At 67.9% G+C, this 24,373-nt stretch carries 17 protein-coding genes and 1 pseudogene; 8 read left to right on the forward strand and 10 right to left on the reverse strand.

The annotated features are described in order from the left end of the window. Both VEA62_RS09210 and rpoB read right to left on the reverse strand, forming a co-directional pair. Nucleotides 1–1,337, reverse strand: a pseudogene (locus tag VEA62_RS09210) (DNA-directed RNA polymerase subunit beta'); the annotation flags it as partial. A gap of 107 nt (nucleotides 1,338–1,444) precedes the next feature. Beyond that, nucleotides 1,445–5,563: a DNA-directed RNA polymerase subunit beta gene (rpoB, locus tag VEA62_RS09215; protein WP_324820811.1), complete on the reverse strand. Its 4,119-nt coding sequence runs from the start codon at nucleotides 5,561–5,563 to the stop codon at nucleotides 1,445–1,447. 363 nt (nucleotides 5,564–5,926) lie between these two features. Here rpoB and VEA62_RS09220 point away from each other — a divergent pair, with 363 nt between their 5' ends. The 3 genes from VEA62_RS09220 (at nucleotide 5,927) to VEA62_RS09230 (ending at nucleotide 10,582) form a co-directional block, all read left to right on the forward strand. Beyond that, nucleotides 5,927–6,433 carry an FKBP-type peptidyl-prolyl cis-trans isomerase gene (locus VEA62_RS09220; protein WP_324820814.1) on the forward strand — a complete coding sequence of 169 codons (507 nt, stop codon included), beginning with the start codon at nucleotides 5,927–5,929 and terminating at the stop codon, nucleotides 6,431–6,433. 220 nt (nucleotides 6,434–6,653) lie between these two features. Further along, entirely contained in the window at nucleotides 6,654–8,600 is a 1,947-nt protein-coding gene (locus VEA62_RS09225; RefSeq protein WP_414641870.1) for a M61 family metallopeptidase, read from the forward strand. 17 nt (nucleotides 8,601–8,617) lie between these two features. Continuing rightward, on the forward strand, nucleotides 8,618–10,582 hold the full coding sequence (locus tag VEA62_RS09230; protein ID WP_324820817.1) for a peptidase M61: 1,965 nt from the start codon (nucleotides 8,618–8,620) through the stop codon (nucleotides 10,580–10,582). On the opposite strand, the gene VEA62_RS09235 is transcribed toward VEA62_RS09230, so the two are convergent. From VEA62_RS09235 to rplJ, 3 genes are all read right to left on the reverse strand, one after another. Beyond that, nucleotides 10,579–11,103 carry a CDP-alcohol phosphatidyltransferase family protein gene (locus VEA62_RS09235; RefSeq protein WP_324820820.1) on the reverse strand — a complete coding sequence of 175 codons (525 nt, stop codon included), beginning with the start codon at nucleotides 11,101–11,103 and terminating at the stop codon, nucleotides 10,579–10,581. The two genes, VEA62_RS09230 and VEA62_RS09235, sit on opposite strands and share 4 nt — an antisense overlap. 93 nt (nucleotides 11,104–11,196) lie before the next feature. Further along, nucleotides 11,197–11,586 carry a 50S ribosomal protein L7/L12 gene (gene rplL / locus VEA62_RS09240; RefSeq protein ID WP_324820823.1) on the reverse strand — a complete coding sequence of 130 codons (390 nt, stop codon included), beginning with the start codon at nucleotides 11,584–11,586 and terminating at the stop codon, nucleotides 11,197–11,199. A gap of 66 nt (nucleotides 11,587–11,652) precedes the next feature. Beyond that, on the reverse strand, nucleotides 11,653–12,168 hold the full coding sequence (gene rplJ / locus VEA62_RS09245; protein WP_324820825.1) for a 50S ribosomal protein L10: 516 nt from the start codon (nucleotides 12,166–12,168) through the stop codon (nucleotides 11,653–11,655). 398 nt (nucleotides 12,169–12,566) lie between these two features. Between rplJ and VEA62_RS09250 the strand changes: the two genes are divergently transcribed. The 3 genes from VEA62_RS09250 (at nucleotide 12,567) to VEA62_RS09260 (ending at nucleotide 19,084) form a co-directional block, all read left to right on the forward strand. After that, on the forward strand, nucleotides 12,567–14,498 hold the full coding sequence (locus VEA62_RS09250) for a DUF4153 domain-containing protein (RefSeq protein WP_324820827.1): 1,932 nt from the start codon (nucleotides 12,567–12,569) through the stop codon (nucleotides 14,496–14,498). 135 nt (nucleotides 14,499–14,633) lie between these two features. Beyond that, nucleotides 14,634–16,106: a sigma-54 dependent transcriptional regulator gene (locus VEA62_RS09255; RefSeq protein WP_324820829.1), complete on the forward strand. Its 1,473-nt coding sequence runs from the start codon at nucleotides 14,634–14,636 to the stop codon at nucleotides 16,104–16,106. A gap of 164 nt (nucleotides 16,107–16,270) precedes the next feature. Continuing rightward, nucleotides 16,271–19,084 carry a TonB-dependent receptor plug domain-containing protein gene (locus VEA62_RS09260; RefSeq protein WP_324820831.1) on the forward strand — a complete coding sequence of 938 codons (2,814 nt, stop codon included), beginning with the start codon at nucleotides 16,271–16,273 and terminating at the stop codon, nucleotides 19,082–19,084. Here VEA62_RS09260 and VEA62_RS09265 read toward each other — a convergent pair whose 3' ends face one another. The 3 genes from VEA62_RS09265 to ykgO form a co-directional block, all read right to left on the reverse strand. Beyond that, on the reverse strand, nucleotides 19,085–19,441 hold the full coding sequence (locus tag VEA62_RS09265; RefSeq protein WP_324820890.1) for a hypothetical protein: 357 nt from the start codon (nucleotides 19,439–19,441) through the stop codon (nucleotides 19,085–19,087). It abuts the gene before it with no gap. Nucleotides 19,442–19,443: 2 nt separating this feature from the next. Next, nucleotides 19,444–19,719: a DUF2312 domain-containing protein gene (locus VEA62_RS09270; RefSeq protein ID WP_324820833.1), complete on the reverse strand. Its 276-nt coding sequence runs from the start codon at nucleotides 19,717–19,719 to the stop codon at nucleotides 19,444–19,446. Nucleotides 19,720–19,852: 133 nt separating this feature from the next. Next, entirely contained in the window at nucleotides 19,853–19,978 is a 126-nt protein-coding gene (ykgO, locus tag VEA62_RS09275) for a type B 50S ribosomal protein L36 (RefSeq protein WP_168044709.1), read from the reverse strand. Between the two features lie 413 nt (nucleotides 19,979–20,391). Here ykgO and VEA62_RS09280 point away from each other — a divergent pair, with 413 nt between their 5' ends. Continuing rightward, entirely contained in the window at nucleotides 20,392–21,672 is a 1,281-nt protein-coding gene (locus VEA62_RS09280; RefSeq protein ID WP_324820892.1) for a lytic murein transglycosylase, read from the forward strand. An 8-nt stretch (nucleotides 21,673–21,680) separates the two neighbouring features. Here the strand turns inward: VEA62_RS09280 and flaF are convergent, their stop codons facing one another. Continuing rightward, nucleotides 21,681–22,049 (reverse strand): flagellar biosynthesis regulator FlaF, encoded by a 369-nt coding sequence (gene flaF, locus VEA62_RS09285; protein WP_324820835.1) that lies wholly within the window; start codon nucleotides 22,047–22,049, stop codon nucleotides 21,681–21,683. Next, entirely contained in the window at nucleotides 22,009–22,431 is a 423-nt protein-coding gene (flbT, locus tag VEA62_RS09290) for a flagellar biosynthesis repressor FlbT (RefSeq protein WP_324820838.1), read from the reverse strand. The genes flaF and flbT overlap by 41 nt, the downstream gene beginning before the upstream one ends. A 128-nt stretch (nucleotides 22,432–22,559) precedes the next feature. Here flbT and VEA62_RS09295 point away from each other — a divergent pair, with 128 nt between their 5' ends. After that, complete coding sequence (locus tag VEA62_RS09295) at nucleotides 22,560–24,359, forward strand: tetratricopeptide repeat protein (protein WP_324820840.1); 1,800 nt, start codon at nucleotides 22,560–22,562, stop codon at nucleotides 24,357–24,359. Nucleotides 24,360–24,373 lie beyond the last annotated feature (14 nt).

Below are 24,373 nucleotides of genomic sequence, written 5' to 3' on the forward strand. Positions count from 1 at the left end.
CCCTCGATCAGCACAGGCTCGAAGGCCTGGATGCCGAGGCGATGCAGCGTGGGGGCACGGTTCAGCATCACCGGATGCTCGCGGATCACCTCGTCGAGGATGTCCCAGACCTCCGGGCGCTCCTTCTCGACGAGCTTCTTCGCCTGCTTGAGGGTCATCGAAAGACCCTTGGCGTCGAGGCGCGAGTAGATGAACGGCTTGAACAGCTCGAGCGCCATCTTCTTCGGCAGGCCGCACTGGTGCAGCTTGAGCTCCGGACCCACCACGATCACGGAGCGGCCCGAGTAGTCGACGCGCTTGCCGAGCAGGTTTTGGCGGAAGCGGCCCTGCTTGCCCTTCAGCATGTCGGCGAGCGACTTCAGCGGACGCTTGTTGGCGCCCGTGATGACCCGGCCGCGGCGGCCGTTGTCGAACAGGGCGTCGACGGCCTCCTGCAGCATCCGCTTCTCGTTGCGGATGATGATGTCCGGCGCGCGCAGCTCGATCAGGCGCTTGAGGCGATTGTTGCGGTTGATGACGCGGCGGTAGAGGTCGTTCAGGTCCGAGGTGGCGAAGCGGCCGCCGTCCAGCGGCACCAGCGGGCGCAGCTCGGGCGGGATCACCGGCACCACGGTCAGGATCATCCACTCGGGCTTGTTGCCGCTCTCGAGGAAGGCCTCGATCAGCTTGAGGCGCTTGGACGCCTTCTTGGCCTTCATCTCCGACGGGGTGCCGGCCAGCTCCTCACGGTGCCGCTCGGCTTCCTTGTGCAGGTCGATGCCGATCAGCATGTTCCGGACCGCCTCGGCGCCGATCTCGGCGGTGAAGCTGTCGTCGCCGTACTCTTCCTGGGCGCGGTAGTACTCGTCCTCGTTCAGCAGCTGGTGCAGCTTCAGCGGGGTGAGGCCCGGCTCGGTGACGATGTAGTACTCGAAGTACAGGACCCGCTCGACGTCCTTCAGGGCCATGTCGAGCATCAGGGCGATACGCGACGGCAGGCTCTTCAGGAACCAGATGTGGGCGACGGGCGAGGCCAGCTCGATGTGGCCCATCCGCTCGCGGCGGACGCGCGCGAGGGTGACCTCGACGCCGCACTTCTCGCAGATGATGCCCTTGTACTTCATGCGCTTGTACTTGCCGCACAGGCACTCGTAGTCCTTCGTCGGACCGAAGATGCGGGCGCAGAACAGGCCGTCACGCTCGGGCTTGAACGTGCGGTAGTTGATCGTCTCTGGCTTCTTGATCTCGCCGAACGACCACGACCGGATCTTCTCCGGGGAGGCCAGCGAGATGCGGATCTGGTCGAAGGTCGGAGCGGCCTGGACCGGATTGAAGATATTCAGGACTTCCTGGTTCATGGAACTTCCAGTTCGTCAGTGCGAAGGGGAGGCTTCGCAGAAAAAGATAGAGGGGCGGAGGCGACCGGGCCCCCTCGCCGCTTCCGCGGCGAAGGGGCCGATTTCGATCAGCTGTTCTCCAGCTCCACGTTGAGGCCGAGCGACCGCATTTCCTTCACGAGCACGTTGAAGCTCTCCGGAATGCCGGCCTCGAAGGTGTCGTCGCCGCGCACGATGGACTCGTAGACCTTCGTACGGCCGGCCACGTCGTCCGACTTCACCGTCAGCATCTCCTGCAGGGTGTAGGCGGCGCCGTACGCTTCCAGCGCCCAGACCTCCATTTCCCCGAAGCGCTGACCGCCGAACTGCGCCTTGCCGCCCAGCGGCTGCTGGGTGACCAGCGAGTACGGGCCGATCGAGCGAGCGTGGATCTTGTCGTCCACCAGGTGGTGCAGCTTCAGCATGTAGATGTAGCCGACGGTCACCGGACGCTTGAACTGCTCGCCGGTCTGACCATCGAACAGGATGGACTGGCCGGTGCGGTTCAGGCCCGCCTTCTCGAGCAGGTTCTCGATGTCGTCGATGTGCGCGCCGTCGAAGACCGGGGTCGCGAAGGGGACGCCCTTGGACAGGTTGCGGGCCAGCTCGACCAGTTCCTCGTCCGACTCGGGCAGTTCCTGGTCCTCGCCGTAGACGCTGACCAGCCAGTCGACGATCGCCTTGCGCTGGCCGCCGTTCTGCCATTCCTCGAGCAGACGCGAGATCTGCTTGCCGAGGCCGGCGGCGGCCCAACCCAGGTGGGTCTCGAAGATCTGGCCGACGTTCATGCGCGAGGGCACGCCCAGCGGGTTCAGCACGACGTCGACCGAGGTGCCGTCTTCCAGGTGCGGCATGTCCTCGATCGGCAGGATCTTGGAGATGACGCCCTTGTTGCCGTGCCGGCCGGCCATCTTGTCGCCCGGCTGAAGCTTCCGCTTCACGGCCACGAAGACCTTGACCATCTTCATGACGCCAGGGGGCAGTTCGTCGCCGCGCTGGAGCTTCTCGACCTTGTCCTCGAAGCGGCGGTCGAGGCGCTTACGCGCTTCCTCGAACTGACGCTTCATGGCCTCGATCTCGCCCATCGCCTTTTCGTCGTCGAGGGCGATCTGCCACCACAGGCCGCGCGAGGAGACCTCGCCCAGCTTGTCCTTGGTGATCTCGCCGCGGCCCAGGCCCTTGGGACCCGAGACGGCGCTCTTGCCGATCAGCAGGGCTTCGAGACGGCCGTAGGTGTTGCGCTCGAGGATCTTCAGCTCGTCGTCGCGGTCCTTCCCGAGACGCTCGACCTCTTCCCGCTCGATGGCCAGGGCGCGCTCGTCCTTGTCGACGCCGTGCCGGTTGAAGACGCGCACTTCCACGATGGTGCCGGCGACGCCCGGGGGCAGGCGCAGGCTGGTGTCGCGGACGTCAGACGCCTTCTCGCCGAAGATGGCGCGCAGCAGCTTCTCTTCCGGCGTCATCGGGCTTTCGCCCTTTGGCGTGACCTTGCCGCAGAGGATGTCGCCCGGCTGGACTTCGGCGCCGATCGCCACGATGCCGGCCTCGTCGAGGTTGCGCAGGGCTTCCTCGCCAACGTTCGGGATGTCGCGGGTGATCTCTTCCGGGCCCAGCTTGGTGTCGCGGGCCATGACCTCGAACTCCTCGATGTGGATCGAGGTGAAGACGTCGTCGCGCACGATGCGCTCCGAGATCAGGATCGAGTCTTCGAAGTTGTAGCCGTTCCAGGGCATGAAGGCGACGAGGGCGTTGCGGCCCAGCGCCAGTTCGCCGAGGTCGGTCGACGGACCGTCGGCGATGACGTCGCCGGCCTTCACCTCATCGCCCACGCGCACGATCGGGCGCTGGTTGATGCAGGTCGACTGGTTGGAACGCTGGAATTTCGACAGGCGGTAGATGTCGACGCCCGAACGGCTGGCGTCCTGCTCGTTGGTGGCGCGCACGACGATGCGGGTACCGTCGATCTGCTCGACGACGCCGTCACGACGGGCGACCACGACGGCGCCGGAGTCCACGGCCACGACCGCCTCCATGCCGGTGCCGACCAGCGGCGCGTCCGACTGCACCAGCGGCACGGCCTGGCGTTGCATGTTGGCGCCCATCAGCGCCCGGTTGGCGTCGTCGTTTTCCAGGAACGGGATCAGGGCGGCGGCGACCGAGACGACCTGTTTCGGCGACACATCCATCATGTCGACGTCGGCCTTGATCAGCAGCTGGGAGTCGCCGTTGATCCGGCCGGGGACCAGGTCCTCGACGATCTCGCCGTTGTTCAGCTCGATGTTGGCCTGGGCGATGGTGTATTTCGCCTCTTCCATGGCCGAGATGTAGACCACCTCGTCCGTGGCCTTGCCGTCCTTCACGCGCCGGTACGGGCTCTCGATGAAGCCGTACTTGTTGACCCGCGCGTGGGTGGCCAGCGAGTTGATCAGGCCGATGTTCGGACCTTCCGGCGTCTCGATCGGGCAGATCCGGCCGTAGTGGGTCGGGTGCACGTCGCGGACTTCGAAGCCCGCGCGCTCACGGGTCAAGCCGCCGGGGCCAAGCGCCGACAGACGGCGCTTGTGGGTGATCTCCGACAGCGGGTTGGTCTGGTCCATGAACTGCGACAGCTGCGACGAACCGAAGAACTCGCGCACGGCCGCGGCGGCCGGCTTGGCGTTGATCAGGTCGTGCGGCATGACCGTGTCGATATCGACAGAGGACATGCGCTCCTTGATGGCGCGCTCCATCCGCAGCAGGCCGACGCGGTACTGGTTCTCCAGCAGTTCGCCGACCGAACGGACGCGGCGGTTGCCGAGGTTGTCGATGTCGTCGATCTCGCCCTGGCCGTCCTTCAGGCCGACGAGAATCTGCAGCACCTTCAGCACGTCTTCCTTGCGGAGCACGCGGATTTCGTCCGAGACCTCCGGGGTCTCCAGACGCATGTTCATCTTGACCCGGCCGACGGCCGACAGGTCGTAGCGCTCGCTGTCGAAGAACAGCGAGTTGAACATGGCTTCGGCGGCTTCCGGGGTCGGCGGCTCGCCCGGACGCATGACGCGGTAGACGTCGAACAGCGCGTCCTCGCGGCCCGTGTTCTTGTCGATGCGCAGGGTGTTGCGCATGTAGGCGCCGACCGTGACGTGGTCGATGTCCAGCACGTCGATGGTGGTGAAGCCGTGGCTTTCCAGCAGCTCAATCGTCGGCTGGTCCAGCTCGTCGCCGGCTTCGGCGTAGATCTCGCCGGTCTCGTAGTTGACGGCGTCGGCGGCCAGATACTTGCCCAGAAGGGCGTCGGCGGCCAGCGACAGCGAGGTGGTCGTGTCGGCCAGCTTCTTGGCCTGACGGGCGCTGATCTTGGTCCCCGCGGCGGCGATGACTTCACCGGTGTCGGCGTCGACCAGATCGAACTCCGGCTTCACCCCGCGCCAACGCTCGGCCTTGTAGGGCGTGACCCAGCCTTCGCCGCGCTTCTCGTAGGGCACGGTTTCGTAGAAGGTCTTGAGGATTTCCTCGCCGTCCATGCCCAGACCCATCAGGAAGGTCGTGGCCGGCAACTTCCGGCGGCGGTCGATGCGGACGTAGACGATGTCCTTGGCGTCGAACTCGAAGTCGAGCCAAGAACCGCGGTACGGGATGACGCGGGCGGCGAACAGCAGCTTGCCCGAGCTGTGCGTCTTGCCCTTGTCGTGGTCGAAGAAGACCCCCGGCGAACGGTGCATCTGGGACACGATCACCCGCTCGGTCCCGTTGACGATGAAGGTGCCCTTGTCGGTCATGAGCGGGATGTCGCCCATGTAGACGTCCTGCTCCTTGATGTCCTTGACCGAGCGCGCGCCCGTCTCCTCGTCCGATTCAAAGACGATCAGGCGCAGCTTGACCTTCAGCGGTGCGGCATAGGTCATGTCGCGCTGGATGCATTCCTCGACGTCGTATTTGGGGTCCTCGAATTCGTAGGAGACGTATTCCAGGATGGCGCGTTCGTTGAAGTCCTTGATCGGGAAGACCGACTTGAACACCGCCTCGATGCCCTGGTCCTTGCGCGGGCCCGAGCGGACCTCGCGCTGCAGGAACTGCTCGTAGGAGGCGCGCTGAACCTCGATCAGGTTCGGCATCTGCACCGCTTCGGGGATACGCCCGAAGGAGTGGCGGATGCGCTTCTTGCCAGTGAACGAGGTGGCGGTGAGGAACTGACCGTTGACGGTGAGTTCCGCTTTCGACTTGGCCATTCTGTCTTCCCAATGCGGCAGGCCGGGCAGCCTGCTCAATGCAGCAGCCACGGCTCCGCCATTCCGGCGACCCGTGACCATCGGTTTCGGCGTCCACCCTCGGGCCTTGCGGTCCCAGGACGCCTGAAATGTAGGGCTCCCTTGGGGAGGAGCGCGCCTTCGCACCGGTCGGAGGGCGACAAACCGGGCCTCGGCGCTTTCGCGCGTATCTCTCACGGAGTTAGCGGAACGCGCTGATATACTCGCTTTGACGGCGAAATAAAGACCGTCGCCGTCCTTTTTCGTCGGTATCGCCCGAGACCGCGCTTTCGCCGGCCGTCGGCCCCCATTGCTTTGCGGCAGCAGGGAAAATAGCGTCGCCGCATGACACGCATCGCGCTAGCGGCCGCCGCCGCCCTGACCCTCGCCGCCTGCGCCTCGGCGGGGCCGAATCCCTACGACTTCTCGGGATCCTCGACCCAGGCCAACTGGGACGCGGGCAACGCCGCCTATCTGGCCTGGAACGCGAGCAAGGGCGGCTGGACCACCACCGCCTCCGGCCTTCAGTACCGCCGCGTCGGCCCGGCCCGGCCCGAGGGCCGTCAGCCAGCGGCGACGGATACGGTCAGGGTCCACTACCGCGGGACCTTCGTCGACGGGCGCGAATTCGACAGCTCCTATGCCCGCAACGAGCCTGCGGAATTCCCGCTCAACCGCGTCATCAAGGGCTGGACCGAGGGCGTCGGCCTGATGCGTGAGGGCGAAAAGTTCGAGTTCGTCATTCCCGCCTCGCTCGGCTACGGCGAGCGCTGGATCGGCGGCGACGAGCTGCCGCCCAACTCGACCCTGCTGTTCACCGTCGAACTGCTGGAAGTGAAGCCGGCGAACTGACGGTTTTGTACCCGCCCCATTTGTCCCTGTCGGGGAGACAGGCTCAGGACAAACGGGGACACGACCGGGACAGACGCAGACTTCAACAGATGAACATGTGAGCGCGGATTCGCGGCATCGTCGCGGCAGGGGAACCGCCAACATGACAGGGATTTAATCCGGCTGGGCGGCAAGGCGCTCTAGCGTGCCGCCGAACCTCACTGCCCGAGAGCCTCCGATGATGCGTCCCGCCCGTCTGTTCGCCTCCGCCTGCGCCGTCGCGCTGCTGTTCGGCTCGATGCCGGCGCTGGCCCAGGTCGGAACGCCGGCGCTGGACCGGACGCTGGCGCCGATCCCCGCGCCGCGCGACGCCCCCTACCCCGGCGTGATCTCGCTGGAGATGGACGCCACCGATATCGACCGCCGCATAGTCTCGGTGAGGCAGACCATCCCCGTCGCGGCCCCTGGCCCGCTGATTCTGCTCTATCCCCAGTGGATCCCCGGCAACCACGGTCCGGTGGGCCCGGTGGACGACGTCGCCGACCTGCGCGTGACCGCCAATGGCCAGCCGCTGCGCTGGGTGCGCAACACCGTCCACACCAATGGTTTCCAGGTGGATGTTCCGGCGGGCGCAGCCTCGATCGAGGTCTCGTTCAAATGGCTGACTCCGATCGACGGCGACCAGGGCCGGGTCGTCATCACCGACGACATGCTCAACATCCAGTGGGAGAAGGCCCTGCTCTACCCGGCGGGCTACTATTCCAGCCAGATCACCTTCCGTCCGACCCTGCGCCTGCCGGCCGGCTGGCAGTACGGCACGGCCCTGGACACCGAGAGCTTCCAGAACGGCGTGGCGACGTTCGCGCCCGTCACCCTCGAACATTTCGCCGACAGCCCCGTGTTCGCCGGCAGGCATTTCCGCCAGATCGACCTCGATCCGGGCGGCCGCTCGCCGGTCCGGCTGAACGTCGTGGCCGACGAAGCCGGCATGCTGGCCGCCACCGACGAGCACATCGAGCTGCACCGCAACCTGGTCGACCAGGCCGACCGCCTGTTCGGGGCTCGCCACTTCAACCACTACGACTTCCTGCTCGCCGTCAGCGACAAGCTGGGCGGCATCGGGCTCGAGCATCACCGCTCGTCCGAGAACAGCGTCGACACCGACTATTTCACGGACCGGACCAGCACCCTGGCCGACCGCGACCTGCTGGGCCACGAATACACCCACTCGTGGAACGGAAAGTGGCGGCGCCCCGCTGACCAGCTGACCCCCACGCTGAACGAGCCGCTGCAGAATTCGCTGCTGTGGGTCTACGAGGGCCAGACCCAGTACTGGGGTCAGGTGCTGACCGCGCGGGCGGGCCTGTCCAGCAAGCAGCAGGCGCTGGACTGGTTCGCCATGACCGCCGCCAACTACGGGACCATGCCGGGCCGCCAGTGGCGCGCCATGCAGGACACCACCAACGATCCGATCATCGCCCAGCGCCGGCCTCAGCCGTGGAGCACCTATCAGCGCAGCGAGGACTACTATTCCGAAGGCGCCCTGATCTGGCTGGACGCCGACACCTGGATCCGCGAGCGGACCGGCGACCGCAAGTCGCTGGACGACTTCGCAAAAGCCTTCTTCGGCGTCGACGACGGCGACTGGGATCCGCGGCCCTACACCTTCGACGACATCACCTCGACCCTGAGCGGCGTGCAGGCCAACGACTGGGCCGGGTTCCTGCGCACGCGGCTGGACGCCGTCGGTCCCGACGCCGCGCCTCCCCTCGGCGGCATCGAGCGCGGCGGCTACCGGCTGGTCTGGCGCGAGGCCATGAACGCCTACCACAAGGCGCTGTACACCGAGCTCGGCCGCAATGATTTCCAGTACTCGCTCGGCATCATGACCAACGCCGCGAACAGGATCACCTCGGTGCGCTGGAGTTCGCCGGCGTTCGAGGCCGGCCTGACCTCCGGCTGGGAGGTCGTGGCGGTCAACGGCCGCGCCGCCAGCCCGACCGCGATCGCCGACGCCATCACGGCCTCGAAGGGCAATTCAACGCCGATCGAGATGATGCTGAAGAGCGGCGACCGCTTCCGCACGGTGCGCTTCGACTACCACGACGGCCTGCGCTACCCGCACCTAGAGCGGATCGAGGGCACGCCGGACCGGCTGGGCGACATCCTCGCCCCCCGCCGGCGCTGATCACGAGGGAACGACCGATGTTGAAATCCACCGCCCTCGCCCTGCTTCTCGCTGCCGCCGCCATTCCGGCGGTGGCGCAGGTCCCGGCCTCGCAGGCGCAAACGCCCCTGCCCGCGCCGACCAGCCTGCCGCATTCGCTGCCGCCGATCCCGGCGCCGCAGGACCGCGACTATCCCGGCGTCATCGCAATCCAGGCTGATCTCACCGACCTGGATCACCAGGTCATCCGGGTGCGCCAGACGGTGCCGGTCAGCGCCGGTCATCTGGTCCTGCAGTATCCGAAATTCATTCCGGGCAACCACGCCGACACCGGCCCCATCCAGCTGATCTCGGGCGTCACCGTCACCGGCAACGGGCGGCGTATCGAGTGGGTGCGCGACACCGTCGATCCCCACGCCTTCCACCTCGACATCCCCGCCGGAGTCAGTTCGATCGAAGTGGCGTTCGAGTGGCTGACCCAGCCGAGCAACGCCGTCTGGCGCGTGGTCATGACCCCGGAGATGGTCAATCTGCAGTGGGAGAAGGCGCTGCTCTACCCGGCCGGTTACGCCCACAGCCGCATCACCTTCGCCCCGTCCGTGAAACTGCCGGCCGGCTGGCAGCAGGGTTCGGCGCTGGAGGCCACCGGGCGTGAGGGCGACGTGATCACCTTCGCCCCGATCTCGCTGGAGCATCTGGCCGACAGTCCGATGTTCGCCGGGGCCCACTTCAGGCGCGTCGATCTGGATCCGGGCGGCCGCTCGCCCGTGTTCCTGAACATGGTCGCGGACTCCGCCGCCAACCTCGCCGCGACCGACGAGCAGATCGGCAAGTACCGGGCGATGGTCGACCAGGCCGACTACCTCTACGGCGCCCGCCACTACGACCGGTACGACTTCCTGCTGGCCCTGACCGAGCGCATGGGCGGCATCGGTCTGGAGCACCACCGGTCGTCCGAGAACTCCGCCCCGCCGGACTTCTTCACCGACGGGATGGAAAAGAGCTTCGGCACCCTGGCGCTGCTGCCGCACGAGTACACCCATAGCTGGAACGGCAAGTTCCGGCGGCCGTCCGACGAATATGTGCCCAACCTCAACGTCCCGACCCAGAACTCGCTGATGTGGGTCTACGAGGGCCAGACCGAGTACTGGGGCGAGGTGCTCACCGCACGCTCGGGCCTGGCGTCGAAGGAGGAGCAGCTGGCGACCATCGCAGAGGTCGCCGCCTTCTACGAGAACCAGCCGGGCCGCCAATGGCGGGCGCTGCAGGACACGACCAACCACAATCTGCTCGGCTATCGCACCACCAACCCGTGGCCGTCGTGGATGCGAGGCACCGGCGACTATTACCGCGAGGCCCTGCTGATCTGGCTCGACGCCGACACCCTGATCCGCGAGGCCACCAACAACCGCAAATCCCTCGATGACTTCGCCAGGGCCTTCTACGGCGTGGAAGACGGCGTCTGGGAGGCGCGGCCCTACACTTTCGAGGACGTGGTCCAGCACCTGAACGCGGTCCACCCCCACGATTGGGCGACCTTCCTGCGCAGCCGGCTCGACGCGGTCGGCCCCGAGGCTCGAGCTCCGCTGGACGGCATCGCACGCGGCGGCTACCGCCTGACCTATGTCGACAGCCTGACCCCGGTCGAGAAGCGGGTGCAGGGCGGCTGGGCCAATGATTTCCAGTATTCGCTGGGCTTCACGCTCGGCTCGGGCAACCGCATCACCGGCGTCCGCTGGGGCGGACTCGCCTATGAGCAGGGCCTCGGCTCCGGCTGGGAGCTGGTGGCCGTGGGCGACCGCACGGCCTCGGCCGAGGCGCTCCGCAATGCTGTCACGGCGGCCAAGGGCGGCAGCGAGCCGATCGTCCTGGTGGTGAAGCGGGGCGACGAGTTCCGCACCCTCAGCTTCGACTATCACGGCGGCCTGCGTTACCCGCGCCTCGAGCGGCTGGAGGGCACGCCGGACCGGCTGGGCGACATCCTCGCCCCGCGGCGGCGCTAGCGCGGAGCCGACGCCCGGCGCACGTAGCCGACTGTCAGGATCGCGGCGAGCAGGGCCGACAGCCCCAGCGCGCCTCGCCCGGCCCAGACCTGGGCCTCCACCCCGGCCGGCGCGATCAGCAGGGCCAGGCCGAGGAACTGCAGGGCAACCTTGGCCTTCTCGGCGGTCGTGACCCGGATGCCGAGGCCGGCGAAGGTCTCGTTGAGTCCGGCGACAACGAGGTCGCGCACCACCAGCAGGAGGCCCGCCGCCGCCCAGACGCCGGGCAGATGCCCCGCGGCGATCAACCCGACGACGGCCGCGAGGGTCAGCAGCCGGTCGGCGATCAGGTCGAGGAAGGCGCCGAAAGCGGAACTCAGGCCCATGCGCCGGGCCAGCCAGCCGTCGACGACATCGCTGGCGCCGGCGAGCAGGAACAGGGCCAGCGCCGCACCGCGCGCCGGCTCTCCGCCGTGGGCGACCAGGACATAGAGCGGGACGAGAGCCAGCAGCCGGACGCCGGTGATCAGATTGGGCAGCATCCAGTCATGCTGCCGCAATCCGTCGGCAAAAGAAAACGGGCCGGGGATCGCTCCCCGGCCCGTTCAACGGATGTCCCGAGGGACGGCCCGTTCTTACTTGATCTGCACCTTGGCGCCGGCTTCCGTCAGCTTCTTGGCGATTTCGTCGGCGTTCTGCTTCGAGACGTTCTCGACGACGTTCTGCGGGGCGCCTTCGACCAGGTCCTTGGCTTCCTTCAGGCCGAGGTCCGAACGGACGCCGCGGACTTCCTTGATGACGTTGATCTTCTTGTCGCCACCGTCCAGCAGGACGACGGTGAACTCGGTCTGCTCTTCAGCAGCCTCGGCCGGAGCGGCGGCGCCGCCACCAGCGCCCGGCATGGCCATGGCCACCGGAGCGGCGGCGCTGACGCCCCACTTTTCTTCCAGCAGCTTGGACAGCTCGGCGGCTTCCAGAACGGTCAGCGACGACAGGTCTTCAACGATTTTGGCGAGATCGGCCATGAGTAGGTTCCTTCGGAGGATTGGGTTTCAGTAGAGAGTTTGCAGAGATGAAAGAGGCGGGTCCGCTTACGCGGCGTCCTTGGTGGCGTAGGCGTTGAACACCCGGGCCAGTTGGGCCGCCGGGGCTTGCACGACGCCGGCGATCCTGGTCGCGGGAGCGTTGAGCAGGCCGAGCAGCGAGGCGCGGATCTGATCCAGCGACGGAAGCTTGGAGAGAGTCTCCACGCCCTTCGCGTCCAGAACCTTCTCACCCATGAAGCCGCCCAGGACCACGAACTTGTCGTTGGCCTTGGCGTATTCGGCGGTGATCTTGGCGGCCGTCACCGCGTCGGAGGCGTAGGCGATGCCCACCGGACCCTTGAACAGGCCGTGGTATTCGCTGCCTTCGTCGGCTTCGAGCGCCTTGAGCGCCAGGCGGTTCTTGACCACCTTGAACGTGCCGCCTTCCTTGCGGAGGCGTCCACGCAGGTCTTCCATGTCCGCAACGGTCAGACCCAGGTTGTGGGTCACGACCACGGCGCCCGCGTCGGCGAAAACGCCCTTCAGCGTCTCGATCGACTCGGCTTTTTGTGCGCGGTCCATTGCGGTCTCCAGTCTGGTATTCGCCGCCGGGCTTATTCCCGACGACGGATTTGGCTCAAGCGCCGCGCATCGCTGCGAAGCGTTCAGGCCGGTCGTAATGTCCGAAGGAAGCTCGAACTCCGACGTCCGGATACCGGAGCGTCTGGCGTCGTCTGCATCCCCATCTCCCCACGGCGCCAGAGGGCTCTCTGGCATTTATGGCGCGGGTGACCCCCACGCCCCGAAGTTCTCGGACAGGACCGCCGCGGCCGAAGCTGCGACGGAGAAGGCGCGCTCTATACACGGCCCGGCCGGAAACTCAAGCGGCGGCGGCCATGCACGCCATCTGCACGAGAAATCCTCAAGACGCACAGGGTGAATATGGTGCAGGTTGGTCCGGCATACGGAGGGGAGACCGCATGACCGACGTCCTCGAGGCCACGGGCCGCAACAGCCTGGGCCGCAAGAGCCCGCCCCTTCTGGTCGCCTTCCGACTCGCCGTCGGCCTGTTGCAGGGCGCGGCCCTGTGGTGGCTGTACGACTCTGCCTCCTCGGGCTGGGGGCTGTGCAATCTGGCCGACGAGTCCAGATGCTCCGGCCCCAGCTGGCCCGCAACAATCCCCGAGCTGTGGGGACCGCTGGCGATGATCCTCGTCATGGTCCCGATCCTCCTGCTGGCCGGGGCCGGTCGGATGCGACCGCTGACCCTCGCCCTGTGGGCGCTCGCGGCCACGGCCTTCCTGGCCCTGCTGGGGTGGCACGGCGTCGCCGCCCAGTCGATCAGCGAATACGGCCCGCGCAGCCATCCCCCCTTCCTGCCCTGGCCCATGCCCCTCTTCGCGGCGACCGCCCTGTTCATCGGCCACCACCTGGTGCTGCCCGGAGACCTGGAGCGCAGGTGGGTCGCGGCCTTCCCGACCTATTTCGACACGGCGTGGAAAGCCGGAGTGCAACTCGCCCTGTCCATTGGCTTCACCGGCGCCTTCTGGCTGCTGCTCTTCCTCGGCGCGGCCCTGTTCCACGTCATCGGACTGGACTTCCTGCAGGACCTGCTCGGCGAGGAATGGTTCGCCATCCCGGTCACCACCCTGATGTTCGCCACCGCCGTGCACCTGACCGACGTGCGCGACGGGCTGATCCGCGGTGTCCGCAGCGTGGTGCTGATGCTGCTGTCATGGCTGCTGCTGCTGATGACGGTGCTGGCCGCCGGCTTCCTCACCGCCCTGCCCTTCACCGGCCTTCAGGGCCTGTGGGAGACCGGCAGCGCCACCGCGCTCGTGCTGTCCGCGGCCGCCGCCCTGATCATCCTCATCAACACGGCCTACCAGGACGGGCGTGCCGACAACCTGCCGCCGCTGGTCCTGCGCGTGACGGTCCGCGTCGCGGCCGTCCTGCTGACTCCGCTGTTGATCATCGCCTTCTGGGGCCTGGCGCTGCGCATCGGCCAGCACGGACTGACGCCGGACCGGATCATCGCCTTCGCCTGCGCCCTGATCGGCGCCGCCTACGCCGCTGGCTACGGCTTCGCGGCGCTGAGCCCGCTCTGGCGCAAGGGCGCCGGCTGGATGCAGCCGCTGGAACGCACCAATGTGGCGACAGCCGTGCTGGAGGTCGTGGTGATCCTCGCCCTGTTCAGCCCCATCGCCGATCCAGCCCGGCTGTCGGTCGCCGACCAGCTCGCGCGGCTGGAGCGCGGGGCGGTCAGTCCGGACCAGTTCGACTACGCCTTCCTGCGCTTTGAGAGTGGGAAGACCGGCGAGGCCGCGCTGGCGAAACTGGCGCGGTCGGATAACGACGAGATCGCGGGGCTGGCGAAATCAATGCAGGCCGAGAAGCACCGTTACGGCGTCGACCTCGTAGACTCTCTCCCCGCCGCGGACGACATTCGCATCCGCGCCAACCCGGTCGGCGCGGTGCTGCCGGCCTCGTTCACGGACCAGTATTCCTCTCTGAGGGAGGTGCTGAGCGGATGTGTGGAAGGCGCCCCTTGCGAAGCCCGCATGCTCGACCTGGACGGGGATGGAGCGACGGAGGTGCTTGTGGCTGCCCGTGGGGCGCTCTCTGTCTTCAAGCGGGAGGCGGATGGACGCTGGTTCGAATGGGCGGAATATGTGCCACCTTCCTGCCAGGAGGGCTCGATTGACGTCGCGCAAGCCCTGCGAGCGAACCAGTTCGAGACGGCGGCGCCGGCCTTTCCGGATCTGATCCTCAACGGCACGCGCTTCCGGCACCAGGAGGGTTCGCCCGAATGCGACCGCGATGAACCAGAGGCCGCGGCTTCTCCGCGACCGGCAGCGCAGCCGCCGGTCGTGGGCGAGAGCCACGGCCGCCTGGCGCCCCGCGGAATGTGACGCCCCCCGTTAACCCTGCGCTCACCGTCCCGCACAACCCGATCTTCACCTTGTGCGGGGTAGAAACGTCCCGGAATGAGCCAGTCCCGCGCAACGAGGACCGGCCGCCGACGTGATGATGAAGGGTGACCCGCGATGAGCCGGACCGTACTCGTGGTCGATGACGATCCCACCCAGCGCCGTCTGGCGCAGGCGGTGCTGGAGCGCGAGGGATACGCGGTGGTCCACGCCGAATCCGGCGGCGAGGCCATCGACCGCCTGACGAAGGGCGGCGGCGCCGATGTGGTCCTGCTGGACATGGTCATGCCGGGCATGAGCGGCCTTGAGGCCCTGGCCGAGATTCGAACCGCCGGCGTCGCGACCCCTGTGATCGTGTTGACCGCCTCGGGCGGGGTCGACGCGGTGGTCAAGGCCATGCAGGCCGGCGCCCAGGACTTCTTCGTCAAGCCAGTCTCGGCCGAGCGCCTGCTGGTCGGGGTCCGCAACGCATTGCAGATGACCCAGCTGACCGCCGAGGTCGGCCGGCTGAAGAAGCATGTCTCCGGCCGCACCTCGTTCGACGATCTGGTCGGCCAGAGCGCGCCGATGCGGATGGTCCGCTCGCTGGGGCTGCGCGCGGCCAAATCCGGCATCCCGGTGCTGATCACCGGTGAGAGCGGCGTCGGCAAGGAGGTCATCGCCCGCGCCCTGCACGGCGCCTCTGACCGCGGCGGCAAGCCGTTCGTGGCGGTCAACTGCGGCGCCCTGCCCGTCAACCTCGTGGAGTCGATCCTGTTCGGCCACGAGAAGGGCAGTTTCACCGGGGCCAGCGACAAGCACCTGGGCAAGTTCGCCGAGGCCAACGGCGGCACCCTGTTCCTCGACGAGATCGGCGAACTGCCGCTGGACATGCAGGTCAAGCTGCTGCGCGCGCTGCAGGAGGGCGAGATCGACCCGGTCGGCTCCAAGCGGTCGGTGAAGGTCGATGTCCGCATCGTCTCGGCCACCAATCGGGATCTGGCCGAACAGGTCCGCGAGGGCCGCTTCCGCGAGGATCTGTTCTACCGCCTCAATGTCTTCCCGATCGAGGCCCCGGCCCTGCGCGACCGGCGCGAGGACATCCCGGCCCTGGTCGAGCATTTCGTCGCCCGCTTCAATGTCGAGGAGGGCAAACGCGTCGCCGGCTGCGCGCCCGAGACCCTGACCCTGCTGTCGGCCTTCGACTGGCCGGGCAACGTCCGCCAGCTTGAGAACGCCGTCTACCGCGCCATCGTGCTGTCCGACTCGCCCTTCCTGCAGCCGCACGATTTCCCCGCCATCTCGGGCGTCGCCGCACCCTTCCTGCCCGCCGAGCACGGGGCGGGCGAGGCGGAGCAGACGGTGGCGGGCGCGTCGGCGAATGGCGGCGTCGACCTCCCGCCGCTGCCGGACACGCCGATCCGCATCCTCGACGAGCGCGGCCACCTGCGCACGCTCGAGGAGATCGAACGCGACCTGATCCAGCACGCCATCGAGGTCTACGCCGGTCACATGTCCGAGATCGCCCGCCGCCTCGGCATCGGCCGCTCGACGCTGTACCGCAAGGTTCGCGAACAGGGCCTGGAAGGCGCGCTGAAAGAGGCCGGCTGATCCCCCGGCGACGTCGGCGGCCTCAACGAAAGTTCATTGAGCGGGACCGGCCCAACGTGCGACACGAGCGAAGCCGCAACTTCCGGTTTCGTCGCTGAAACACGACGGAAATACGGGCGCGGCACGTTGAACGCCCGTTATCCTCCTTCCCGGAACGCCGACGCATGCTGCTCGTGACCACCGCCCTGTCCGGCCTGATGGCCGGCGCGATCCAGACCGCGCCAGCCCAGGCCGCTCCCCCGCCGCAGCAGCAGCCTTCGGCCCAGCAGGCCCAGGAGCCCGGGGCGGCGCCGCAGGACGAGGCGCCGGCGCCCCCCGCGACGGACGAGGACACCCGTGGCGCCACCGACCTCGGCACGGTCAACGTCACCGCCCAGCGGCCGCGCGGCAGCGTCGACAGCGACATTCCGCCGGACCTGGTTCTCAGCGCCGAGGAAATTCAGGCCTACGGCGCCTCCAGCATCGCCGAACTGCTGACCTATCTGGAGCCCGTCACACGCAGCTCGCGCGGCTCCGGAGGTCAGCCGGTGATGCTGGTCAACGGCCGGCGCATCTCCGGCTTCCGCGAAATCCAGGGCATTCCGCCCGAGGCCATCGAACGGGTCGACATCCTCCCCGAGGAAGTGGCTCTGGACTACGGATACCGCGCCGACCAGCGCGTGGTGAATTTCGTCCTCAAGTCGAACTTCCGGTCCATCACCGCTCAGGTCGAAGGGCGCGTCCCTACCGCGGGCGGCCGCACCGTCACCGAATTGGATGCCAACCTCCTGCGCATCTCCGGGGCCCAGCGCTGGTCCCTCGATCTGGAACACGAACAGGCGTCGCCGCTGTTCGAGAGCGAGCGCGACCTGACCCGTGAGCCGGGCGCCACTCCCTTCGACCTGATCGGCAACGTCACGAGCGTCGGATACACGCCCGGCTGCCTGGACGCCGCTCCCCCGACCTGCATCGCGATCGATCCGGCCCTGGGCACGGCGATCACGCCCGTACCTGGCGGTGGCGCCAATCCGACGCTGGCCGACTTCGTCGCCGCCGGCGGAGCTCCGCGCACGGACGATCTGGGCGCCTATCGCACCCTGATGTCGGAGACGGAGAGCTCGACCGCCCGCGGGACGATCAAGCGCGACCTGAACAGCGAAACCTCGGTGACCTTCAGCGCCAGTCTCGAGGACCAAAGCGACCGCAGCTTCAACGGCTTGCCGGGCGTGGTCCTGACGCTACCCGACGGCAACCCCTTCTCGCCATTCGCCGAAGACGTGCTGGTCTACCGCTATCTGGACGACGCCGCCGCGCTGCGCCGCCGGACCGACACCTTGACGGGAGAGGCCGGTGTCCTGCTGGACGGCTTCCTCGGAGAGGACTGGCGCTGGACCTTCAACGGCGCCTTCACGCGGGTGGAAACCGACACCGTGACCGGACGCGGTTACGGCGCCGCCCCCTTCCAGGCCCGGCTCACCGCCGGAGACGCCACCGCCAGCCCATTCGGTCCGCTGGCGCTCGCCGACTTCACGCCGACCGCGAACGACACAGCCCGTTCGGTGTCCCAGCGCCTCGACACAGAACTGGTGCTGAACGGCGACCTCTGGGAGCTCCCCGCCGGAGGCGTCTCGACCACCTTCAAGGTCGGGGCGGACAGCCTGTCGCTCGAATCCACCAGCACCCGGGGGGGCGTGACCACGGACCGCAGGCAGTCCCGTGACCGCATCAGCGGCCTGACCAACCTGAACTTCCCAATCGCCAGTCGCCGCTCCGAGGTCCTGCCCCTGCTCGGCGACCTGTCCATCGGCGTGAACGCCGGCTTTGAGGATCTGTCGGACTTCGGCGGCCTGTCGATTCTGGGCCTCACGATCAACTGGTCTCCCATAGAGAAGCTCTCCTTCCTCGCCAGCTACACCGACGAGGAGGGCGCCCCGAGCATCAGCCAGCTCAACAATCCGCTGATCGACACCCCCAATGTGCCCGTGTTCGACTTCCGGACCGGCGAGACCGTGCTGGTCACCCAGTTCAGCGGAGGCAATCCGAACCTGAATGCCGAGAACCGTCGGATCTGGAAGGTCGGGATCACCCTTCAGCCGCTTACGGACGAGGATCTGAGGATCAGCTCGACCTGGACCCGCAACGCCGTCGACGATTCGATCAACGCCTTCCCGACCATCACGCCGGACCTGGAAGCCGCCCTGCCCGGCCGCTTCAACCGCGAGGCGCCGACGCCGGACGATCCCATCGGCAGGCTGGTCTCGATCGACACGCGGCCGCTGAACTTCGCCCGGGCGGAGCGCGAGGACATCCGCACCGGCTTCAACTTCTCCAAGGCCTTCGGGACGCCGACGGCCCTCGCAGCCGGCGCCGCGGGCCAACCGGGGGCCGGCGGGCCGGTGATCATCGGTGGACCTGTGGGCGGCGACCGCCCGCGCGGGGAGCGGCGGGAGGGCGGCGGCGGCGGACCGACGGTCCGCATGGGCGGCGGCGGTCGGCGGGGCGGCGGCATGCAGCCGGGCCAGGGCCGCTTCATGGTCTCGCTCTATCACACCTACCGCGTGCGGGATGAAATCCTGATCGCCGACGGCCTGCCGATCCTCGATCTGCTGGACGGCGCCGCGACCTCGAGCCGGGGCGGCAGCCCCCGCCATGAGATTCAGGCGCAGATGGGCGTGTTCAAGAACGGCATGGGGGCCTTCCTGAACGGCAACTGGCGCGACGGCACCCGTATCGACGGCGGATCCGGTCCGGACCTGTTCTTCTCCGATCAGACCACGATCAACCTGAATCTGTTCGTCGATCTCGGCTCCCAGACCGGCCTGGTCGAGAAATATCCCTGGCTGAAGGGCACGCGCCTGCAGGTCGGGGTGCGCAACCTGTTCGACAGCCGCACCGAGGTGACCAGCAGCGCGGGGGACACGCCGCTGAACTACCAACCCGACTACCTCGATCCCGAGGGCCGCAGCATCGGGATTTCGCTGCGCAAGATCCTGTTCTGATCAGCCGTCCGGGGCCTTGGGGGTCTTGCGCCCCCAGCGCCGCCTGGGCTCCTCGCCCTTGGCCTTGGCCGTGATTTCCTTGAGCTTGCGGCCCTGCATCGAGGACAGGGCCTGTCCGGGCGCGCCCAGCTCCGGATCGCCGAAGGCGCGGCCGTGGGTCTTCACCCGCTCCGACACCGAATCAAGGAACTCGCCCTCCCATTCGGACAGGGCGATCCCGGCCTTCTCAGCGGCCCGTTTTGCGCGCCTGAGTGCGTTGAGAGCAGCGCGCTGTGCCGCCTTGCGTTCGGCTTCAAATGGACTGGGAGGCGGCTTCTTCGAACCGCCCCTTCCCCCGCCGAAGCCGGTTCGCTTCAGGGTCAGATCTCGCCGAGGGCGGACATATAGAGGTCGAGGATGGCGTCCTCTTCCTGGCGCTTGGCCTTGTCCTGCTTGCGGATGCGGATGACCTTGCGGAGGATCTTGACGTCGTAGCCCTCGCCCTTGGCCTCGGCGAAGACCTCCTTCATGTCGGCCATGACGGCCTGTTTGTCCTCTTCCAGACGCTCCAGCCGCTCGATGATGGTGCGCAGCCGGCCCTGGGCCGTGGCGGTCAGGACGTCGGGAGACGAATCGAAGGCGGCGTCATCGGCCATGGCAGGAACTCCGGAAAGACAGGTCGACGCTAACCACGTCGCATCGCCCGACTCAACGACGGGCGCGAAAAAGGCTGCGGACAAGTCCGCAGCCTCGAAACTTTCGACCGCGCCGTCACCGGCGCGAAGGCGCTTAGCCCTGTTTGGCCTTGAAGCGCGGGTCGGTCTTGTTGATCACATAGACCACGCCCTTGCGGCGAACGACCTTGCAGTCGCGGTGGCGACCCTTGAGCGACTTGAGCGAGCTGCGGACCTTCATGGTCGTCGTCCTGAGGCAAAGCAAAACAGAAAAGCCGCGGGACGAACCTGCGGCGGAGCGGTGCGTATAGAGATGACCGGCGCGGGCGTCAACCGGTCGTGGGCTGAAGCGGCGAGCGCCGCGCGGCCGGCGATCGAACCCTGAAACGATGGAGGCCTGGCCTCCGGGTCGAACGGAGGGTCTTCGGGCTTGCATGCCCGACGCGTAGCCCCTCCGCCACCAGGCCGTATCGGTCTCAGGGAGCAACGGCGTTGTGCGCCCGCACCGGTTACCATGCCAAGGAGATTGAGGGTTAACGACGCTGTATGGGGAATCTTACGGCAACGCTTTCTCCACTGAGGCGCTATATTCGTCCGACGACTCGCGGAGTTGTTATGAGGCCCCCGCGGGCCGTGGAGACTAGCTTGGACATCATGCGCTTCAGCCTTCGCCTCATCCTGATCGGAACCGTCGCCGCGTGCGCGCCCATGCTGCCCGAGCCGCCGCCGGTCGGACCCGCGCCGCAGCCCGCGCCGAGCCAGCCTTCACCCCCGTCGCCCGCGACCACCCCTGCGGCTCCCGCGGCGCCCGTCGCCGACCAGGCGGGCTTCGATGGCTGGAAGCAGGGCTTCCTCGCCCGTCACGGCGGCGCCCGCCGCGACGACTACGAGCGGGAGCTGGCGGGCCTGACGCCGGACCCGTCGGTGATCCGGCTGGACCGCAACCAGCCCGAATTCAGCCGCCCCGCCGGCGCCTATGTCCAGAACGCGGTCACCGCTACCCGCATCGCCCAGGCGCGGCAGCGCACCGACCGGGTGCCGTGGTCGGTGGTGCAGCGCTACGGCGTGCCGTCCGAGATCCTCGTCGCCGTCTGGGCCCAGGAGTCCGCATTCGGCCAGGTGCAGGGCGACTATGATGTCATCCGTTCGCTGGCGACCCTCGCCTATGACGGCCGCCGCCGCGACTGGGCCGAGACCCAGCTGAAGGACGCGCTGGACATCGTCGTCGATGGCCGCCGCGCCCGGGCCGGGCTGAAGGGCAGCTGGGCCGGGGCCATGGGCCAGACCCAGTTCATGCCGGACAACTACCTGCGCCTCGGCGTCGACGAGTCCGGGGACGGCAAGGTCGACATCTGGGGCACCGAGTCCGACGCCCTGGCCTCGGCCGCCAACCTGCTGGCCCAGGCCGGCTGGAAGCGGGGCCAGACCTGGGGCTACGAGGTGCGCCTGCCCTCGAACTTCGACTATTCGGACGCCGAAGGCCCGCGCCATCCGTGGTCGTACTGGGCCGCCAAGGGCGTCACCCTGGCCCATGGCGGATCGCCCAACGCCGCCGAGGCGCGCGAGGAGGCTGTGATCCTGCTGCCGCAGGGCGCGCGCGGGCCCGCCTTTCTGGCCCTGCCGAACCACTACGTCATCCGGCGCTACAATAATTCGGTCAGCTATGCCCTGGCGATCGGACTGACCGCCGACGGCGTGCAGGGCAAACCGGGACTGGTCGGGACTTGGCCCGACGACGCGCCGTTGTCGCGGGACCAGCGGATCGGTGCCCAGCGCGCCCTGACGGCCCTCGGCTACGACACCCAGGGGGTCGACGGGGTGATCGGGGCCAATACGCGGGCGGCGCTGCGCCGCTGGCAGATGGCGACGGGTCGTCTGGCGGACGGTTATCTGACCGCCGATCTGGCCGACGAACTGATCCGCCGGGCGGGCTGATCCCGGGCCTAGGCCGCCTGGGCCGAACCCGGGCCGGCAAGGCCCTGCATGATCATCTTGTTGATGTCGATCAGGGCCTCGAAGTCGTCCTCGCCGCGCATGACGGCCGAGGAATGCTTGCTGACGAACAGGCTGATCGAGATGATCCGGGCCCGCAGCGTCTTGTCCATGGCGTTGTCCGGATTGGCGCAGTCGGTGGCCAGCGTCGACCAGAGCCGGCGGTTCCAGTCCAGGGCGTCGATGCGGGTGGCGACGTCGCCCGGGTCCACCGTCGAGGCGTGCATCAGCGCCCGGGTCACCTGCCCGAACAGCCGATACTCCATCTCGCGCGGGGTCTCAGCCCGCGTCGCCGCGGTCTTGTACGCCTGAAGCGACATTCGCCAGACCTTCCTCGTAATCCACTAATTTCCGGGCCGCCATCAGCGCCTTGTAGTATTCGCGCGACATCACGTGCCGCGACGCCGCCACGCAGTCCGCCAGCACCTGCGGATTGCGCGTCGCGCCCATGAACTCGGTCAGGCGCATCGCGAACTCGTCGTACACCTTGGGCGCCGCGCTCTCGTCCAGGTACATCATCATCACAGGGAAGTAGATGCGCCGCGCGGGGGTGTTCACCTCCTCGGGCTGCATGATGTCCTTCTCGCGCAGGACGCTGGCCTTGTTCTGCAGGATCAGCACGCCGCGGCGGTCGCCGTTCTGGACCACGGCCCCGTTGAGCACGAATTTCTCGCCGGGCTTGAGCGACAGCTTCAGCGGCATGCGGGGCGACTCCTGACAGGCGCACGGCGACGTTAGGAAGCCGGGAACAAACGCAGCCTAAAGAGTCGTGGTTAACCATCCCTTGTGATCCGGCAGGCAATGGTCGGCCGTCACCGCAGGATCACCGCATGTCAGCCGTCGAGTTGTCGCCCGAACAGATCCACGCGATCGCCCCCACAGCCCAGGGAGTCGCGGGCGACTCCGCCTCCCCCGAGGCCATCCGCAAGCTGTCGCACCAGCTGGCCAATCCGAAACTGGCGGTTAAGGCGCAGCGCAAGGCGCTGGAGAAGCTGAAGGCCGCGCTGATGGCCATCCGGGCCGGCGATTTCGAGCGCGGCGCGCAGCGCGCGATCGAGGCGCTGAAGATGGACGAGACCAGCGGCCTGGCCTGGCATGTGCTGGCCATCTGCCGCGAGAAGTCGGGCGACCTCGGCCAGGCCCTGCTGGCCTATGAGGCGGCGCTCAAGCTGCTGCCCAACGAGACGGACGTGGCCCATGACCTCGGCCGGCTGGCGCAGCAGATGGGTTATCTCGACATCGCCGAGAAGCTGCTGCTGAAATACCTCGCGGCCGACCCGGGCCACATCGAGGCGACCAACAACCTCGCCTGCGTGCAGCGCGACCAGAAGCGGTACGGCGACGCCGTCGAGACGCTGCGGGCCCTGCTGGGGGTCGAGCCCGAATCGCCGGTGCTGTGGAACACGCTCGGGACGGTGCTGAGCGACCAGGGCGACATGGCCACGGCCCTGACCTTCTTCGAGGAGGCGCTGCGGCACGACCCGGACTTCGCCAAGGCGCGCTACAACCGCGCCAACGCCCGCCAGCCGCTGGGCGACGCCCTGGGGGCGCTGGAGGATATCGACGCCGCCCTGCCCGGCGCCGAGAGCCCCTACGAGCGGGCCATGATGAACATGGCGCGGGCCATGCTGCTGATGACCCTGGGCCGCATCCCGGAAGGATTCGAGGCCTATGAGGTCCGGCTGGACCCGCACCTGCCCGAGGCCATGCGGGTGGCGGTCGACGCGCCGCGCTGGGATCCGAGGAGCGAGGAGATCCGCGGCAAGCGGCTGCTGATCGTCGGCGAACAGGGCATCGCCGACGAGATGGTGTTCGGCACCTGCATCGGCGACGCCATCGAGGCGGTCGGGCCGGAGGGCCAGGTCTATGTGGCGGTCGAGCCGCGCCTGATCGGCCTGTTCCAGCGCGCCTTCCCCACCGCCGTGGTCGGCGGACACCGGGCCGTCAAGCTCGAGGGCCGCATCACCCGCTACGTGCCCTTCGCCGAGGAGCTGGAGGGGGGCGTCGACGCCTGGATCCCCATGGCCTCGCTGCTGGCGGTCTACAGGCCTTCGACGGACGCCTTTCCCGACCGGCGCGGCTATCTGGTTCCCGACCCCGACAAGGTGGCGCACTGGAAGGCCGAGCTGGAGAAACTCGGCCCCGGCCTCAAGGTGGGCCTGCACTGGAAGAGCCTGGTGCTGACCGGATCGCGGGCGCGATATTTCTCCAGCTTCGAGCGCTGGCGGCCGGTCCTGACCACGCCGGGGGCGGTCATGGTCAACCTGCAATGCGGCGACGTCTCGGACGACCTGGCGGCGGCCGAGGCGGCGGGCGTGTCGATCTGGACGCCGCCGATCGACCTGAAGGACGATCTGGAGGATGTCGCGGCCCTGTCGAAGGCCCTCGACCTGGTGATCGGCCCCGGCATCGCCGGCACCAATCTGGCGGCGGCCGTCGGCGGCGCGGCATGGATGATCACCGCGCCCGACGACTGGCATTATCTGGCGACCGACAAATATCCGTTCTACCCGCACCTGCGCTTCTTCTGGCGCGACAGCTTCGCCGACTGGGAGGGCGCCATCGCCCGCATCCGGGCGGCCCTGGAGGAAGCGGTGGCCGAGGGAAGCGCCGGGGGGAACGCCGGATAAAGCAGAGGCGTTGA

This window comes from Brevundimonas sp. (assembly GCF_035627475.1).
Taxonomy (GTDB): domain Bacteria; phylum Pseudomonadota; class Alphaproteobacteria; order Caulobacterales; family Caulobacteraceae; genus Brevundimonas.